Source organism: Fictibacillus sp. 7GRE50 (assembly GCF_015903875.1).
GTDB classification, from domain to species: domain Bacteria; phylum Bacillota; class Bacilli; order Bacillales; family Fictibacillaceae; genus Fictibacillus; species Fictibacillus phosphorivorans.
Genome location: NZ_JACZDW010000002.1, coordinates 455632 through 472452, shown reverse-complemented (window position 1 = coordinate 472452; position 16821 = coordinate 455632). Strand labels below are relative to the sequence as shown.

The 16821-nt window shown below is 39.5% G+C and carries 18 protein-coding genes; 13 read left to right on the top strand and 5 right to left on the bottom strand.

Annotated elements, in window-relative coordinates:
• Window positions 1–48: 48 nt before the first annotated feature.
• Entirely contained in the window at window positions 49–165 is a 117-nt protein-coding gene (locus tag IHV12_RS09590; protein ID WP_197127025.1) for a YjcZ family sporulation protein, read from the bottom strand.
• Window positions 166–342: 177 nt separating this feature from the next.
• Between IHV12_RS09590 and IHV12_RS09585 the strand changes: the two genes are divergently transcribed.
• From IHV12_RS09585 to IHV12_RS09575, 3 genes are all read left to right on the top strand, one after another.
• The gene (locus tag IHV12_RS09585) at window positions 343–918 is read left to right on the top strand and encodes a 2'-5' RNA ligase family protein (RefSeq protein ID WP_197190715.1); all 576 of its coding nucleotides are present in this window, start codon (window positions 343–345) and stop codon (window positions 916–918) included.
• Between the two features lie 73 nt (window positions 919–991).
• The gene (gene mscL, locus IHV12_RS09580; protein WP_197190714.1) at window positions 992–1453 is read left to right on the top strand and encodes a large conductance mechanosensitive channel protein MscL; all 462 of its coding nucleotides are present in this window, start codon (window positions 992–994) and stop codon (window positions 1451–1453) included.
• A gap of 93 nt (window positions 1454–1546) precedes the next feature.
• Window positions 1547–3838, top strand: a complete 2292-nt coding sequence (locus IHV12_RS09575; protein ID WP_197190713.1) for a helicase C-terminal domain-containing protein — start codon at window positions 1547–1549, stop codon at window positions 3836–3838.
• 211 nt (window positions 3839–4049) lie between these two features.
• On the opposite strand, the gene IHV12_RS09570 is transcribed toward IHV12_RS09575, so the two are convergent.
• Entirely contained in the window at window positions 4050–4745 is a 696-nt protein-coding gene (locus IHV12_RS09570) for a class I SAM-dependent methyltransferase (protein WP_231620700.1), read from the bottom strand.
• A 119-nt stretch (window positions 4746–4864) separates the two neighbouring features.
• Between IHV12_RS09570 and IHV12_RS09565 the strand changes: the two genes are divergently transcribed.
• Window positions 4865–5386, top strand: coding sequence for a GNAT family N-acetyltransferase (locus IHV12_RS09565; RefSeq protein WP_231620699.1), 522 nt, complete (start codon window positions 4865–4867; stop codon window positions 5384–5386).
• A gap of 115 nt (window positions 5387–5501) precedes the next feature.
• Here the strand turns inward: IHV12_RS09565 and IHV12_RS09560 are convergent, their stop codons facing one another.
• The gene (locus tag IHV12_RS09560; protein WP_197190711.1) at window positions 5502–6143 is read right to left on the bottom strand and encodes a class I SAM-dependent methyltransferase; all 642 of its coding nucleotides are present in this window, start codon (window positions 6141–6143) and stop codon (window positions 5502–5504) included.
• A gap of 266 nt (window positions 6144–6409) precedes the next feature.
• Between IHV12_RS09560 and IHV12_RS09555 the strand changes: the two genes are divergently transcribed.
• Window positions 6410–7978, top strand: coding sequence for an AbgT family transporter (locus IHV12_RS09555; protein WP_197190710.1), 1569 nt, complete (start codon window positions 6410–6412; stop codon window positions 7976–7978).
• Window positions 7979–8000: 22 nt separating this feature from the next.
• Window positions 8001–9197, top strand: coding sequence for a M20 family metallopeptidase (locus IHV12_RS09550; protein WP_197190709.1), 1197 nt, complete (start codon window positions 8001–8003; stop codon window positions 9195–9197).
• 57 nt (window positions 9198–9254) lie between these two features.
• Here IHV12_RS09550 and IHV12_RS09545 read toward each other — a convergent pair whose 3' ends face one another.
• Window positions 9255–9536 (bottom strand): hypothetical protein, encoded by a 282-nt coding sequence (locus IHV12_RS09545; RefSeq protein ID WP_197127032.1) that lies wholly within the window; start codon window positions 9534–9536, stop codon window positions 9255–9257.
• A 203-nt stretch (window positions 9537–9739) separates the two neighbouring features.
• Here IHV12_RS09545 and IHV12_RS09540 point away from each other — a divergent pair, with 203 nt between their 5' ends.
• Together IHV12_RS09540 and IHV12_RS09535 are read left to right on the top strand one after the other, a co-directional pair.
• Entirely contained in the window at window positions 9740–11164 is a 1425-nt protein-coding gene (locus tag IHV12_RS09540; protein WP_197190708.1) for an FAD-binding oxidoreductase, read from the top strand.
• On the top strand, window positions 11161–11736 hold the full coding sequence (locus IHV12_RS09535) for an MFS transporter (protein ID WP_197190707.1): 576 nt from the start codon (window positions 11161–11163) through the stop codon (window positions 11734–11736). Before IHV12_RS09540 ends, IHV12_RS09535 begins: the two co-directional genes overlap by 4 nt.
• A 238-nt stretch (window positions 11737–11974) precedes the next feature.
• Here the strand turns inward: IHV12_RS09535 and IHV12_RS09530 are convergent, their stop codons facing one another.
• Entirely contained in the window at window positions 11975–12211 is a 237-nt protein-coding gene (locus tag IHV12_RS09530) for a transporter suffix domain-containing protein (protein ID WP_197190706.1), read from the bottom strand.
• A gap of 205 nt (window positions 12212–12416) precedes the next feature.
• Between IHV12_RS09530 and IHV12_RS09525 the strand changes: the two genes are divergently transcribed.
• The 5 genes from IHV12_RS09525 to IHV12_RS09505 all read left to right on the top strand — a co-directional run bounded on the left by IHV12_RS09525 (window position 12417) and on the right by IHV12_RS09505 (window position 16820).
• Window positions 12417–12923, top strand: a complete 507-nt coding sequence (locus tag IHV12_RS09525; protein WP_197127036.1) for an NUDIX hydrolase — start codon at window positions 12417–12419, stop codon at window positions 12921–12923.
• Window positions 12924–13325: an HIT family protein gene (locus IHV12_RS09520; protein ID WP_197127037.1), complete on the top strand. Its 402-nt coding sequence runs from the start codon at window positions 12924–12926 to the stop codon at window positions 13323–13325. It begins immediately after the preceding gene.
• Window positions 13326–13379: 54 nt separating this feature from the next.
• A complete protein-coding gene (locus IHV12_RS09515; protein WP_197127038.1) occupies window positions 13380–14216 on the top strand; it encodes an aldo/keto reductase in 837 nt (278 codons plus the stop codon).
• Window positions 14217–14527: 311 nt separating this feature from the next.
• Complete coding sequence (locus IHV12_RS09510) at window positions 14528–15190, top strand: type 1 glutamine amidotransferase domain-containing protein (protein ID WP_197127039.1); 663 nt, start codon at window positions 14528–14530, stop codon at window positions 15188–15190.
• A 283-nt stretch (window positions 15191–15473) separates the two neighbouring features.
• Window positions 15474–16820 carry an aspartate aminotransferase family protein gene (locus tag IHV12_RS09505; RefSeq protein ID WP_197128149.1) on the top strand — a complete coding sequence of 449 codons (1347 nt, stop codon included), beginning with the start codon at window positions 15474–15476 and terminating at the stop codon, window positions 16818–16820.
• The last annotated feature ends 1 nt before the right edge of the window (window position 16821 follow it).

Genomic DNA, 16821 nt, shown 5'->3' with positions numbered 1-16821 from the left:
CACATCGGGTGAATCAAGGACTCATTTCCTCTAAAGGAAATGAACTGATTAGCACCAGCCGTGTCCGCCGCCGTAACCACCGCACCAACAACACCCAACGATGATTAACAAGATAAATAGAACTACGATTAAAGCGAAGCTGTTTCCGTAAGACTTATATCCCATTTAACCCACCTCCTTCTTTACAATGACAGAATATTAGAGGTACAAGTTAAAGGTTTGGGCGGAATTAGCCCATTTTTTCGGGACAAGAGCGGAATCCTTATTTTATAAAGTAATGCATTTACCAAAATGTGGTTTCATGTATAATTACACTAAAACCTACCAAGATTATTGACTTTTATGAACAAAACCATATTTGGAGCTGATAACATGTACGGTGTAATTGCTTATTTAAACAGTGAAACTGAAACAAAGATAAATGAACTTAGGGATGGACTAATAAAAGAAGGAATCGTTGGTCATGGTATGCGGCCACATGTAACTCTTGGTACACATCCAGAAGTAGATATTGAATCGTTTAAGATATCTTTTCAAAATTATTTTAAAGACCTTGCTGCTGTACCTCTATTCTTCCCATCTCTAGCCATTTTCTTAAACAGCGGAACACTATATGCAGCACCGACTAAAAACAGTGTGCTGACAGATTTTCATCAGCGTTATCATGACCACTTTAAAAAAGAGATAAACCAACAATCTTTATATATCCCAACTCATTGGGTGCCGCATTGCACACTCGTAATGGACTTATCACATGAAGACTTAATTAAAGCGTTTGATTATTCAGCAAGGAACCTAGAGCCTTTTCCTGCTACGATTGATAGTGTCGCACTTATACAACTAACGTATGAAGCTGATATATGCATTGATGTGAAGGATATTCTGACTGTGAAATTAAAAAAAGAAGACGTGAATTGATATCGGATGACGTTTGAAAGTTGATGCTGTATGGTTATACATATACTAGTCATACAGAAAGGAATTATCGTACATGTGGAACGAATTTAAAACATTTATCATGCGTGGCAACGTGATCGATCTCGCCATCGGCGTAATTATCGGGGCAGCGTTCAGCAAGATCGTCACTTCACTTGTTGATGATGTCATCATGCCTCCGATTGGTCTGTTACTTGGAAAAGTAGATTTCAGCAACCTCTACATAAATTTAGGAAAAGGTGACTATGCCACATTAGCAGATGCGCAAAAGGCGGGAGCCGCTACACTTAATTATGGATTGTTCATTAACACGCTGATCAACTTCTGTATCATTGCATTGGTTATATTTCTGGTAGTAAAGCAGATAAATCGTCTTAAGAGAAAAGAAGAAGTAAAAGCGCCAGATACAAAAGAATGCAAATATTGTTTATCTACAATTCCGCTGAGAGCCGTTAAATGCCAAAGCTGTACGGCAGATTTAAACGATGATGCTGTAGTGAGACAGTCCTCTGAATAAGGGGGCTGTCTTTTATTGTAGGAAAAGTTTATAGAAGCAGTTGTGCTACAATTATTACATAAAAACAAGTGAAAACTAGAGGTAGGTGAAACCATGCCTGAAGCGGTTAAAATCTCTGTACGGTCCTTAGTCGAATATGTATACCGTTCCGGAAGTATTGAATCCGGATTTAAATCAACCTCATCCTTAATAGAAGGAACGAAGGCACATCAAACCATACAAAAAACGTATGAAGAGACCGATAAGGCAGAAGTATTTCTGCAAACGAGCTATCTTCATAAAAACCTTGAATATTGGATAGAAGGCAGATGTGACGGTCTTCTTTTGCGTAATGATATAGTCACGATCGATGAGATCAAATCAACTGCTCGAAATTTAAGTGAGATTACAAGAGATTCCTACCTCGTTCACTGGGCTCAAGCAAAGGTGTATGCCTACATATACATGGAAAGAGAAAATATTAACAAAGTTACGGTCCAGCTGACCTATGTACATATTGATTCTAGTGAGCAGAAGAAATTTCAGGAAGATGTTACATTTACTGAGCTAGAGAATTTCATGTCTCAACTAATAAAAACGTATGCACCATTCGCTGAATTGCGTCTCGAAAATCAGCAAAAAAGGAACAACAGTATACGAGAGCTAGCTTTTCCATTTCCATCATACCGGAATGGTCAACGTAACTTTGCTGGTGCTATCTATAAAACGATTATGGATAAAAAAACTCTATTTGCGAATGCTCCGACTGGTACAGGAAAAACCATTTCGACTCTTTTTCCAGCCGTCAAAGCGATCGGAGAAGAAAAAGCAGAAAAGATTTTTTATTTAACAGCTAAAACACTCAATCGAAAAAACGCAGAAGAAGCACTTTTGTTAATGAAAGAAAAGGGATTGTTTCTGCAAAGCACGACCATAACGGCTAAAGACAAAGTTTGCTTTAAAGAAGAAACTCGGTGCGAACCCTCGTATTGTGAGTTTGCCGATGGATATTTTGACAGGATAAATGGAGCAGTACTTGATATCTTGAAAAATGAGACCGTGATGGATCGAGCAGTAATCTCAGATTATGCACAGAAACACAAAGTTTGTCCGTTTGAATTCTCTGTTGATCTTGCGTATGCTTCAGACAGCGTAATCTGTGATTATAATTATGTATTTGATCCTAGAGTCTCGTTCAAACGTTTGTTTGAAGAACAAAAAAAGCGGACGGTTCTGCTTATGGATGAGGCGCACAATCTAGTGGACAGAGCTCGCGGAATGTATTCTGCAGAGATTATGAAATCGTCATTTTTACAACTTGCGCGTAATTATAAGGGAAAACATGACGGGGTCTGGAATACGGCAAAAGCCGTTAACCAGGAACTTCTTTTGATAAAAAAAGAACATGAAGATAAAGATGTTGCTGTCATAGAATTGCAGGAAAAACTACTTGAGAGTTTAGAAGCTTTCTTAATACAGGCAGAGCAGCTATTAGCCAGTGGTGATAACAGCGAACAACTATTAGAGACTTTTTTTGAAGCGCTGCAATGGGTCAAGATTTCACAATTTTACGATGAACGTTTCGTTACGTTCATCTCGACGTTTAAAAGTGAGGTCAAAGTTCGGCTATTTTGTATGGATCCTTCACAGCTGCTTTTTCAGACTGGTAAGAAATATGGTTCACGCATATATTTTTCAGCAACACTCTCACCACTATCGTATTTTCAAGAAATGCTCGGAGGAGAGAAAGACGATTACATCATTCGGATGCCGTCTCCTTATGAAAAAGAGCAGCTGGATGTATTCGTGCAGCCTCTGTCTACCCGCTTTAGAGATCGGGAAAAAACGATAGATCCAATTGTGGGTATGATCAAAGACTTGGTCGTGAACAGACCAGGCAACTATCTTGTTTTCTTTCCATCCTATCGGTATATGACAGATATATATGAACGAATGTTAGAAGTCGATCCAGACTTTTCGCTCATCGTTCAACATCCTGCTATGAAGGAAGAAGAGCGAGAGACATTTTTAGCTCATTATGACTCTGTAGGTGAGAAATCCCTTGTCGGGCTCGCTGTCATGGGTGGCATCTTTTCTGAAGGAATTGATTTAAAAGGAGATAAACTTACTGGTGCTGTAATCATTGGTGTTGGATTGCCTCAAGTAGGATTAGAGCGTGATACGATGAAGGATTATTTTCAGCGTGCAGGCAAGAATGGTTACGACTTCGCGTACGTGTATCCTGGAATGAATAAAGTTCTGCAGGCAGGAGGGCGTGTTATCCGATCAGAAGAAGATCAGGGAACGCTCGTTTTAGTAGATGATCGCTTTCTAACAAGGAAGTATGTAGAGATGCTGCCAGAAGAGTGGCGCGATTTTGTGGTGTTGGATCGGTCGTTTATGTAAAGTTGTGTTTTGTGAGTTTGTCGAAAAGCCTATAAAACATTTTGAAGGCCTATAAAGTAATTTGATGGCCTAGAAATAGATTTGAAGGACCATAAAATTGGCTGATGGCCTATAAAATGAAAACTAGGGCCTAGAAACGAGTCACGATAACTATCACACACTTCCTAAGCCATTAAAAAACACTTGGAGACGGAACTCCAAGTGTTTTTATTTATTTCCTAAACAACCCTGCATTTAAAAATGGCAAACCGAATGTATCTGCTGGCTGCGTTATTTCCTTCATTTTGCGTAATTCAACCTCTTCGAATTCAAAGAAGACCTCCCGCATCCGCTCAAACGTGTACCCTAATCCTCCTTGCATCGAGCGATCTTTGTACACGTCCATGTCAGGTATATCTAATCCCATGCCCACAGCATCAAAGCACGTTATAGCAAAATGTCCGCCTTCTTTTAAACAGTTGTTTAAAAGGTTCAAATAACTGACACGACGATGGGGAGGCACATGATGGAAGCAGCCGGAATCATAGATGAGATCATACTCTTTGTGTGGTAGGTTAATCTCAAAGATATTTCCTTGTATAAATTTCACTTCAACGCCTTTTTCAACAGCACGTTCACGAGCCCAATCTAGTCCTTCGCTTGAGAGGTCTACAGCATCTACTTCAAACCCGAGTTGAGCTAAGAAGATTGCATTTCGACCAGGCCCACATCCAAGTTCTAACACGCGGCCAGGCTGAATCATGCCACGTTCCACGTAGTTCACAAGATTTTCATCTGGAGCGTCAATGAAAAAAGGAATCCTTTTATTTCGATCTTCATAAAAAGAGTTCCAGAACGCGCCTTCATCACGTAAAAGAGAATCTAGCATGTTAAAAACATGTTCATTTTTTGTAATCAAATTTGTCAAATGATCTTCCGCCTTTCTCATTCAAAATGAGCATCTGACTGACTGAGCTGTCTACCTCTATTTTACCAAAAAATAGGCTATAATAGAGGTGTTTAAGATAAATAAAGTGAGGTGAAACAATGGATAAAATAGCGGTTACAGAAGGTTTAATTCTTATGAAAGCTGGTCCAGAAGACGTGAAAGGAATAGCCAGAGTTTGCTCAGAAGGATGGCGTGCAACATATGGATACTTAGAAGATGAAGCGTATGTGAACAGAGTCATCGAAGAATATTATAACGAGAAAAGAATTGAAAAAGAAGTGACCGAGTTCACCGAAGGTTGGCACGGATATTTCGTAGTAAAAGAGGATGGGGAAGTAGTAGGTGCAATCGGCGGTGGAACGATTGGTGAAGAAACAGGTGAGATCTTTGTGTTGTATATGGATCCGAACAAGCGAAACAGGGGAATTGGAACGAAACTGTTAAACTATTACACAGACTATCAGAAGAATTTAGGTATTAAAGAACAATGGCTAACTGCGCAAAAAGATAACGTAAAAGCGATTCCTTTTTATGAAGCAAAAGGGTTTGTAAAACAGTCAGAAAAGAGGAGTGAAGGAAGCGGAAAACACCTGTCTATTCGATATATGCGAGAAATTTAAGAGCCCCTCAAGCAGAGGAGCTTTTTTTGAACAGATTTTTAAGCTAGCACTCTTTTCCTATCTTGAGCTTCAAACAATTTAAGCAAGCAAATAATCTCTTAAAACAACGCTGTAATTAGTCTACGATTGCTTTCTTACGTAAAAGCAAGGATTGAAAGTTCATACCTATACCTCGTCCAGCTTCTGTTACAACGTGAAAATCTTGTACGTCGAAAAGAGGAGCAACCACATCAAGTAAATCTTCATCGGTATAAAAGGAGAAGAATCGCTTTGGAATATATGAATCTTCTTGCCACACTCCCTCAGAATCTTTACCGCCGTAAACGCCCATGTAGAATAAACCATCCTCTGATAATACGGTATGAATGTTTTTAAGAACAGCAGGCAGGCTTACCTTTGGAACGTGAAGAAGCGTATTCATCGCCCATACCGCATCAAAAGATTCATCATCAAATTGTAGTTTGTAATAATCCATTACTTCTGCTTTTAAACCTTTTGCACGGCACGTTTCTACCATGTTAGGAGAGAGATCGATACATGTTACATCCAAGTGATGTTGAGATAAGTATTTTCCATGCTGACCTGATCCAGCTCCAAGATCAAGAACAGTATGTTGGTCATTTTTCGGACTAGATGTAAGAGCGGCAACAAAGGCATTTAATTCGTCAATTTTCCAATTCTGAATCTCTGATCGATCACGTGAATCAGCTTGCTCGTTATAGCTTGCTTTCAGACTTTCTTTTAATAAAAGATCCATGATGTTCTCTCCCTTATCCTTATCTGAAAATCAATTCTCTAAGCAACAATGTATTTATTATAGCGAAAGGTAAGAGTTAGGTAAATTTCAAAATGAAAGAATATTCTGCAAAGGAAAGCCCTTACATCCCTCCCAGTCCTTACACAATCTATTGTCTAGTAAAAAAGTAGTGTTCTATATGACCCCTTGAAACCGAATGATAGAGACGGTAGAATGTGAAGAAATTTATATTTTTTCTGAAAATTCATAACAAAGGGAGGATATCCATGTCACGTTCAGCGCTGAAAGCAGTACCTTCACCAAATACACCAGATCCTGAGAACAGCAAAAAAAATATCTTTAATCGACTGTTGGACTGGGTAGAGAAAAACGGAAATAAGCTTCCGGATGTTCTTACTTTGTTTGTCATCATTACGGCTGTTATCTTGCTAGGTTCATTCATAGCTGGAGTAGCTGGATGGAGTGCAGTGAATCCAGCTAATAATGAAAAAATTACAGCAGTCAACCTTCTGAACGAAGATGGAATCATAAGGATGCTGAGTGAGCTAGTTAGTAACTTTGTGAATTTCCCGCCGCTGGGCCTTGTGCTCGTCGTTATGCTAGGAGTAGGGCTGGCGGAATCAACAGGTTTGATCTCAGCTTTCATGCGAAGGGTTGTATTAGCCTCACCAAAAGCACTCATCTTACCGATCATCATTTTTATAGGAATCGTAGGAAATGCAGCCGCTGATGCCGCTTTAATCGTACTCCCGCCTGTAGCAGCAATGGTGTTTCTCACTCTTGGACGTCATCCGATCGCTGGACTTGCAGCAGCGTATGCAGCAGTTGCTGGTGGATTTAGTGCAAATATCATCATTAGTATGCTCGATGTAATGCTTGCTGGTTTCACAGAGTCAGCAGCACATCTTCAAGATAAATCGTATACAGCAAATCCTGCTATGAATTACTACTTCATGCTGGCCTCAACTTTTGTGCTAGTACCTGTTGCTGTTTGGGTAACGACAAAGATTGTAGAACCAAGACTAGGGGATTACCAAATTCCTGATGATCTTGAAGTGAAGAAACAAGCCTTAACTTCTGAAGAGAGAAGAGGCTTAAAGTGGGCAACGATCTCCCTATTCATCTATACAACGATCATTCTACTGGTAACGGTTCCCGAAGGTGCTATGCTTCGCCATCCGAAAACTGGAGAACTGATCGATTCTCCGTTTATGGATTCATTGGTTCCGATCATGCTTCTATTTTTCTTGATTCCAGCAATGGCTTATGGATTTGGATCTAAGGTCTTAAAAAACGATAAAGACGTAGCCGAACATTTAACAAAAGCGATGAGCGGCATGGGGTACTATATCGTACTTGCTTTTATTGCAGCTCAGATGATTGCTTATTTTAGCTGGAGCAATTTAGGTTCGATCATTGCAATAACAGGTGCAGACTTTCTAAAAGAATCAGGGTTTACGGGACTTCCGTTATTGCTCACATTTATCCTTTTTACAGCTCTTGTAAACTTACTCATAGCTAGTTCTTCAGCAAAATGGGCCATTTTAGGACCTGTATTTGTCCCGATGTTTATGGCTTTAGGTTATAGTCCAGCTTTTACCCAGATGGCATATCGAATTGGTGACTCGATCACCAATACGATAACTCCGATGCTTGCATACTTTGCCATCTTGCTAACTTTTGCGAAAAAGTTTGATAAAAATATGGGAATGGGAACTTTGATTTCCTCATTACTTCCTTATACGATCGCTTATACGATTTTTTGGTGTGTTTTATTTGCTGTCTGGTATGTGCTAGGACTTCCATTAGGTCCTGGCGAATATATAAAAATGTAGATTATAAGAGGAGTGAGCAGGAATGGAACAATTATTTAGCCGTTTGGCAAACTATCAAGATGAAATGGTGGAGATTCGGCGACATCTTCACCAAAATCCTGAACTGTCATTTGAAGAAGTCGAAACACCAGCCTTTATCGCTTCGTATCATGAGAAATTAGGATTAGATGTGCGCACGGGAGTCGGTGGGCGAGGAGTAGTCGCTACATTAAAAGGTGGAAAACCAGGAAAGACAGTTGCACTTCGAGCAGATTTTGATGCACTTCCGATTCAAGAAGAAAATGAATCTCCATACAAATCCAAAGTGCCTGGTGTTATGCATGCTTGTGGACATGACGGCCACACAGCGTCATTACTAGTACTCGCAAAAGTTTTAGCGGAACTTAAGAACGAAGTTGAAGGAACAATCGTGTTCATTCATCAGCATGCTGAGGAACTCGCTCCAGGTGGAGCTATTGCAATGATTGAAGATGGCTGTCTAGATGGTGTGGATGTTATCTACGGAACACATCTTTGGGCAACGATGCCAACAGGAACAATTGGTTATCGAACAGGGCCAGTTATGGCAGCAGCCGATTCGTTCACAATAAAAGTACAAGGTAAAGGTGGCCATGGCGCTCAGCCTCATAAAACAAGAGACAGCATCGTTATTGGTGCACAACTTGTTTCAAATCTTCAACAAATTGTGAGCCGCCGAGTTAATCCATTGGACGCTGCAGTCGTTTCAGTAGGTGCTTTTGAAGCAAAAAATGCATTTAATGTGATCGCGGATACGGCAAAATTAACAGGAACGGTCCGTACATTTAAGGAAGATGTTCGAGTTGCCATCGAGCAGGAGATCGATCGCATCGCAAAAGGAACGTGTATCGCATCTGATGCTTCCTATGAATATGTATTTAAACGAGGATATCCGGCTGTTGTTAACCATAAAGGCGACACGGAGTTCATAGTGGATGTAGCGAGAAAAGTTCCAGGTGTTATGGAACTCGAAGAAATCGAACCGCAAATGGGTGGGGAAGATTATTCATATTACTTAGAAAGAGTTCCGGGCACGTTCTTTTTTACAGGCGCTCTTGACGAAGCGTGGGAAGAAGTATATCCGCACCATCACCCAAAATTTAAGATTAATGAAGATGCTTTATTAATAGCAGCAAATTTACTCGGGGCTGCAACACTTACTTATCTAAAACAAAAGGCTTTAACAAAAGTTTTGAGCTAACTAATAAAAGCATGAAAAAGCTCCCTTACGAGAGGGAGCTTTTTTTATATTCAAGAATTATTCCCAACAGCTGTCAGGAGCGCTTCCGGATCCACCTGTTCCATTTTCACCGGAATCATTTCCATTAGATTGCTTGCACTTCTTAGAAGATTTCTTAGACTTTACAGCAGGACCCTTTTTAGACTTCTTGCGTTTAAGACCATCACCTAAAAGAGAGCGTAACGCTTCAACAGTACCAGCTTCAGCACCGTTTTCAGCGGTTACTTCAGCTTCAGTCTCTGTGCCGTTTGCATCTAAAGAATTAAAAGCTTCCAAAAGTTCTTTTCTTTTTTTACCCAATCGTATCACCCCCACTATTACTATATGAAATGCGTAAAAGAGTGCTTGTACGAATCACCATTTTTAAGATGAAGAAGCGTCTAAATTCTTTCGCTATTGAAAAATCTACAGTTGATTTTCGAAAAAAATTGTTGCCAACCACTTAAGTATCATTTTATAATAAATGTGTAAAATTACACTTTTTTTTATAGTGGGGTGATGTTATGAAAGGAAAGTATCTTTTAATTATGATTTCTTTATATGGAATTGCTTTTTACACAAGCACCTCCATCCATTCACACCAACAACAAACAGTGGTAGTAGAAGATGCGGGAAAACTTTTACCGACAAAAATGAAAGAGGTTAAGAGCTCCCATTCTACAAAAGAACTCCAAAAGTGGGTCAAACAAGAAAAGACGATTTCAATCGCTGGGATGCAGCATAGTCAGGGAGGTCATACTGTCTATCCATATGGAACACTTCTCGACATGAAGAGATACAACGAGATATTGAATTTCAACCCTAAAGAAAAAACGATAACGGTTCAAAGTGGCGTGACCTGGGCAGATATTCAAAAGAAGATTAATCCGTACGGTCTATCTATTCAAGTCATGCAGTCGCAAAATATTTTTACGGTTGGAGGTGCTCTAAGTGTAAATGTTCATGGACGTGATATAAGGTATGGCTCTCTAATCGATACGGTAAATTCATTTCGCTTACTTAAGCCAGATGGAGAAATCATTTCTGTGAGCCGTGAAGAGAATAGTGAATACTTCTCATACGTGATAGGTGGTTATGGTCTTTTTGGAGTCATACTCGATGTCACACTTCATTTGGCTGAGGATGAACTGTATCAACATCGCATATCCACGATGGATTACAAAGAATACGAAGACCACTTTAAGGAAAAGGTTAAGAATGATGAGCATGTAAAGATGCATCTTGCTCGTTTATCTGTTGCTCCTAAGACCTTTTTAAAAGAAATGTATGTAACAGACTATGTATTGGCAGAAAATCAAAGGAAGTTAAATAGATATTCAAAGTTAAATGAAGAAGAAACCGTGGTGCTACCAAAGTTTATGTTAGGGTTGTCTCGTTATAGTGAATGGGGAAAAGATGTATTTTGGGAGACGCAGAAGAAACACTTTCAAAATAGTAATGGCAGATATCAATCGAGAAATAACGTAATGAGATCAGACAGTACGTTTATGGAATATGAAAATGCCAATCGAACAGAAGTATTGCAAGAGTACTTTGTTCCTGTTGAGCAGTTTGCTTCATATATAGATGATCTAAGAAAGGTGTTAGAAAAAGAGGATCTGAACCTGTTGAACATCACGATCCGATACGTTGAGCATGACGAGGATGCTGTATTGTCCTATGCAAAGGATGATATGTTTGCTCTTGTGTTATTGATTAATCAAGGCAGATCTGAAAAAGAGATAAAGAAAACAGAGAAGGTCATTCAGAAGATGATCGACGTAACGTTAGATCACGATGGAAGCTATTACTTACCTTACTATTCATATCCGACAGAAAAACAACTGAAACGATCATACCCGCGTATCGATGAGTTCTTTGAGAAAAAACGCGAGCTCGATCCTAAAGAACGGTTCAAAAATCTTTTCTACGAGGTGTACTCACAATGAATTATCGTACATTTGTAACGATTCAAAGCCTTTTAATGACAGCAAGCTCAATGGTTTTTCCCTTCTATCTGCTCCTCATCCGTAACATCGGTGACAGCTACTCGCAGTTCGGATTGGCATACGGTCTTTTTGCTCTGACTGGAGCACTTGTTCATCCGATAATTGGCAGGCTTTCTGATCAATTTGGTGACCGTACCTTTATTCTTTTACATACATGGGGTATGGCTGGGATGATGTTGATTGTTCCTATCATTGAAACAGTCACTGCTCTTTACTTGGTGCAGATCGTAATGGGGATATTAGGTGCTGTACAAAAAACATCGGAGAAAACCGTTCTAGCAAGGCAATCAGAGGGTGTACAGACGGGGACAAAGATTGGAAGCTATCATTTATGGACAAGTGTATGGGGGGCGATTGCTGTGATGCTGACAGGTTATCTGATAGACTTCTTAACGATAGGAAGCTTGTTCTATATTGCATCATTTCTTTACATGATCGCTGGCGGACTGCTTTTAAAGTCAGTCACCACTACATCCAAAATTCAAGAAAAAAGCCCGTACAGCTCTAGCTGACGGGCTTTACGTATACATCTGATAGAGAAGCCAAGTAATAACAAAACATTGGATGGCAAGGACTAGAATCTTTTTTCCAGGATGCTTTACGCCGTTACCTAATATTCTAGTAAAAATAGTTTCAAAGGATATAACAACCAAGAATGTAAAAATAAAGCCTAGAATAAGTTCTTCCATTTTTCCACCTATTTTATTGAGTCTGCAGTTTGAATCAGTTCATCATTCGACGTCAAATCATTTAAGATAGATCGTCGTCTTTCTTCTCTCTTCTCCAATACTTTTTAATAAAGTTTTTCACAATATCTTTTCCAGCTAATAGCGCACCTAGCCAAAAGAATACTTCTCCACCGATAAATAATCCACTAACAATGGCAGTTTTAAGACCGGCACCGAATGATAAGAACGGTATGACCGGTATTAGAATCCACAAAACAAACGAAAGTATAATAAAAATAATTCCGATTTTCTTTTTCAAAGTAATCTCCTCCGTACCTAATTACAAGTAATACGAAAAAAACGAGATAAAGTTCCCATCTCATTATTCTACCAAATTATTAGAAAATATTCCCACTAGCTATTTAATTATTAACTGGGTGACATTTCCAATAAGCTCATAGTTGAAAATGTTTCCAAGTTTGGATAATGTTAAGAGGAAACTGATGTAAAAGGGTGGGGTAATTTTGAAAAAGGAACTTGTATATCAGAGCAGAGATAAAGATGTTGAAGTGTTCGAGGATGAATTTGGAAGTATTACGTTAAAAGAAATACCTTATGAAGCAGCCGTAATGGTCGCGTTAGAGAACGATTCTCTCATATTGATCAGCCAATATCGACCGGCCGTAGATCAAGTTATTATCCAACTTCCAGGTGGTGGAATGAACGAAAATGAAGATCCGATGGAAGCTGCAAAAAGAGAGTTGCTTGAGGAGACGGGTATCGTGTGTGGAGAAACGGTTTTCTTAGGGAGTATACAGCCTAGTGCTTGTTTGAGTAATACGGTTACGCATGTATATTTTACTAAAGATATTGTGGAATACAAATCTCAAATGCTAGAGAAAAAGGAAGCAACGATTCAAGCGTTTCATATCCCTATAGAGCGAGCATTCCGAAATATTGAACAAGGGATCTGGAAAGATAGTGAACTTGCACATGGCTTATTATTGGCAAGGCTGAAAGGGTGGATCTAGGTGAGTTGTTTAGGATGTGAATTAGCGAATAGAGTATTACCTATACATACGGTTTATGAAAATGAGTGGGTGCAATGTTTTCTCGATATTGATCCCTTTAATGAGGGGCACACGCTGATTCTTCCTAAAAGACATGTTAAGGAATTAACAGAGCTGACGAATGAAGAAACGAATGCTGTAATGGAAGCTGCAAAATACATATCAAAAAAGCTAGAGAACTGTTTTAACCCTGATGGGATTACGATTAACCAAAATGGGGGTAAGTTTAGTGATCTTACTCATTTTCATATGCATGTGATTCCGAGATATGAAAATGATGGATTTACCTGGAGCGAATCTACGATCATAGATAATGCTCATGAACGTTTAGAAGAAACAGCAGATAAACTTCAAAAAGTTTAATATTTTTTACTTTTATATAAATTGTGCCACAATGTGTACAAGGAGGGATTCAATATGCCAAGCAGTATTCATGATCGTGCAGTTCTACATAATGGTGTTCAAATGCCATGGATTGGATTAGGAGTCTACAAAGCTGAAGATGGTGATGAAGTCATCCAGTCCATAAAATGGGCGATTGATTCAGGTTATAGAAGCATTGATACGGCGAGTCTTTATGACAATGAAGCTGGTGTAGGTCAGGCGATTGCTGAATCAAACGTTCCAAGAGAAGAACTTTTTGTTACAACAAAAGTTTGGAACACCGACCAAGGCTATGAAAAAACCTTATCAGCATTTGATGAAAGTTTAGAGAGACTAGGGCTAGACTATGTAGATCTATACCTTATTCACTGGCCGGTGCCAGGAAAGTATAAAGAAACATGGAAAGCTCTTGAAAAAATTTATAATGAGGGACGAGCTAAAGCGATTGGTGTCAGCAACTTCAAACAGCACCATCTTGAAGATTTGATGAGTGAAGCAGAGATCAAGCCGATGGTGAACCAAGTGGAATACCATCCTCGTTTGTCGCAGGAAAAATTATTGACGTTCTGTAAGGAGCAAGGAATCCAGCTGGAAGCTTGGAGACCTCTTTTAAAAGGAGAAATCTTTGAAGACCCAACATTGGTAGAACTTGCCGATAAATACAATAAGTCAGTTGCTCAAATCATTTTGCGCTGGGATCTTCAGAACGGGGTAGTCACGATTCCTAAATCTGTCACACAGCATCGAATCGAAGAAAATATTGAACTTTTTGACTTTGAACTGACAAATGAAGATATGACGCGTATATCTGCACTAAATCAAGATAAACGTAATGGTGCAGATCCAGATGACCCGGAGTTTTATAAATAGTTTGTATGAAGTAAGTGAAAGTCTTCCTGTTGTTTGGAAGGCTTTTTTTTTTAGTTTGGTACTTATAGTCCCTAAACAACCATTTATGGTCCTTCAAAATCATTTATAGTCCCTCATGATTAATTTATGGTCCTTCAATAAAACTTATAGGCCCTAAAAATTAGTTTATAGGCTTTTCGACAAATCCGTCTTAAATTTCTACAAAACTACCTTACCTACCTTACCTTCAAAACATTCATTATTTCTTCGTGTTTTAAATCATTAGATTCGGGAAAAATGATAAACGTAATGTAATGAAAGGGAGTGTAACAATGACAAAACGAGTATTGATCGTCGTAACGAATCATCAAAACATTGGTAATAATAAGACAGGGCTCTGGTTAGAGGAGTTTGCGGTTCCTTTCAATGAGTTTCGTGACAAAGGATATGATATTACGGTAAAAAGCATTAAAGGTGGAGATGTTCCGCTAGATCCGAACAGCTTAGAAGGTGTAGATAAAGAAACATATAAGGAAGCACTGGCTCAGTTGGAAGGTACTGCAGAACTTACTCCTGATGATGCAACGAGCTATGACGCGATCTATCTACCTGGCGGGCATGGTACCGTTTTTGATTTCCCGAAAAGTGACGCATTAAAAGAAGTAGTAAGTCAGATGGCACAAACAAATAAAGTAATCGGAAGTGTCTGTCATGGACCTGCAGGACTTACAACAGCAACGCTTAAAGATGGTACACCTATCGTAAAAGGTAAAACGGTTACAGCATTTACGGATGAAGAAGAAGAAGAGATGCAGCTGACGAAAGAAGTACCGTTCTTACTCGAAACAAAGCTTCGTGAACTTGGAGCAGAGTTTCAACGGGCAGGAAAATGGGAAGATTTTGCGGTAACAGACGGCACACTTGTTACAGGACAGAATCCTCAATCGAGTAGAAGTGTAGCACTTCGAATGATTGAAGTGTTGGATAAACAATAAAAGATGAACGGAAGCGACTAGCCGAGGCTGGTCGTTTTTTTTGTAAAAAAATATCACTGATTATCAATTATCAATGAATCTTCTTAAGAAATTCGTTTAAACAGGAACAAATACAAGGACTTAAGACCTACTACTCATACCCAGCGCTAAATATAACTGGAAAGAATTTAGGGACAATTTATCATTGACGATGATAATCATTATCAATTAAGGTTATACATGTAATCAATAATGAGAATCATTTTCACTGATGTGTCGGATAATCCACTAGGAGGAATAAATGATGAGCATGCTACAAATAGAGATGAATGAAAAATATCTAAAACAACAAGAAAAAAGAGAGTCTAACGCAAGATCTTATCCACGTCGTATTCCAATCGCAATTGAAGAAGCGGAAGGAATCTATGTAAAAGATGCTGATGGGAAGACATATATTGACTGTCTGGCAGGAGCAGGAACACTTGCGCTAGGGCATAATCATCCGGTAGTGATAGACGCTATTGAGAAAGTGCTTCATGACAAGCGCCCTTTACATACACTGGATTTAACAACGCCAGTAAAAGAGGAATTTGTAAGTGAAGTGTTTGATAGTTTACCAGAAGAATTCGCAAAACGTGCAAAGATTCAATTCTGCGGACCGACTGGCGGAGATGCCATCGAAGCAGCGATCAAGCTTGTAAAAACAGCAACTGGTAGAAGAAGCATCCTATCTTTCCAAGGAGGCTATCATGGCGCTACGCACGGAACGATGGCGCTATCTGGTAACTTAGGGCCGAAACAGAGCGTGCAAGGCTTGATGCCAGATGTACACTTTATGCCATATCCATATGAATATCGCTGCCCGTTCGGAATGGGTGGAGAAGATACGTGGAGAATCAGCGCTAACTATATTGAGAATCTTTTATATGATCCAGAAAGCGGAATCCTTCCTCCAGCGGCCATGATTTTAGAAGTCGTACAAGGAGAAGGTGGATCTATTCCTGCTCCAGTTGAGTGGCTGCGTGAGATCCGCCGCATCACGAAAGAGCGTAACATTCCATTAATCATTGACGAAGTGCAAACAGGTATCGGACGCACTGGTGAACTATTTGCCTTTCAACATGCTGGAATCACTCCGGATGTAGTCGTTCTGTCTAAAGCGATCGGTGGAAGCTTGCCTTTATCTGTTGTGATCTATGATCGTGAACTGGATAAATGGGGACCTGGTGCGCATATCGGAACGTTCAGAGGAAACCAGATGGCTATGGCAGCTGGAACAGCAACACTGCGTCATATTAAAGAAAACAACTTATCACAGCATGCTGCTGAACTTGGCGAGAAACTTATGCTTGAACTTTCAATCCTACAAAATGAAATTCCTGAGATCGGTGATGTTCGAGGCCGAGGTTTGATGGTAGGGGCAGAAATTGTGAACCCGCGCATTCCAACTGGATTAAAAGGAACATATGCCGCAAACTCTGAACTCGCTAGCCGCATTCAACGAGAATGCTTTAACAGAGGATTGATCTTAGAAGTAGGCGGAAGGCATGGCAGCGTTGTCCGATTCTTGCCACCGCTTATCATTACAGAGGAACAACTGGATGAAGTAATCGCAATTTTCACAGATGCGGTAAGAGCCGCACTAAAATAGA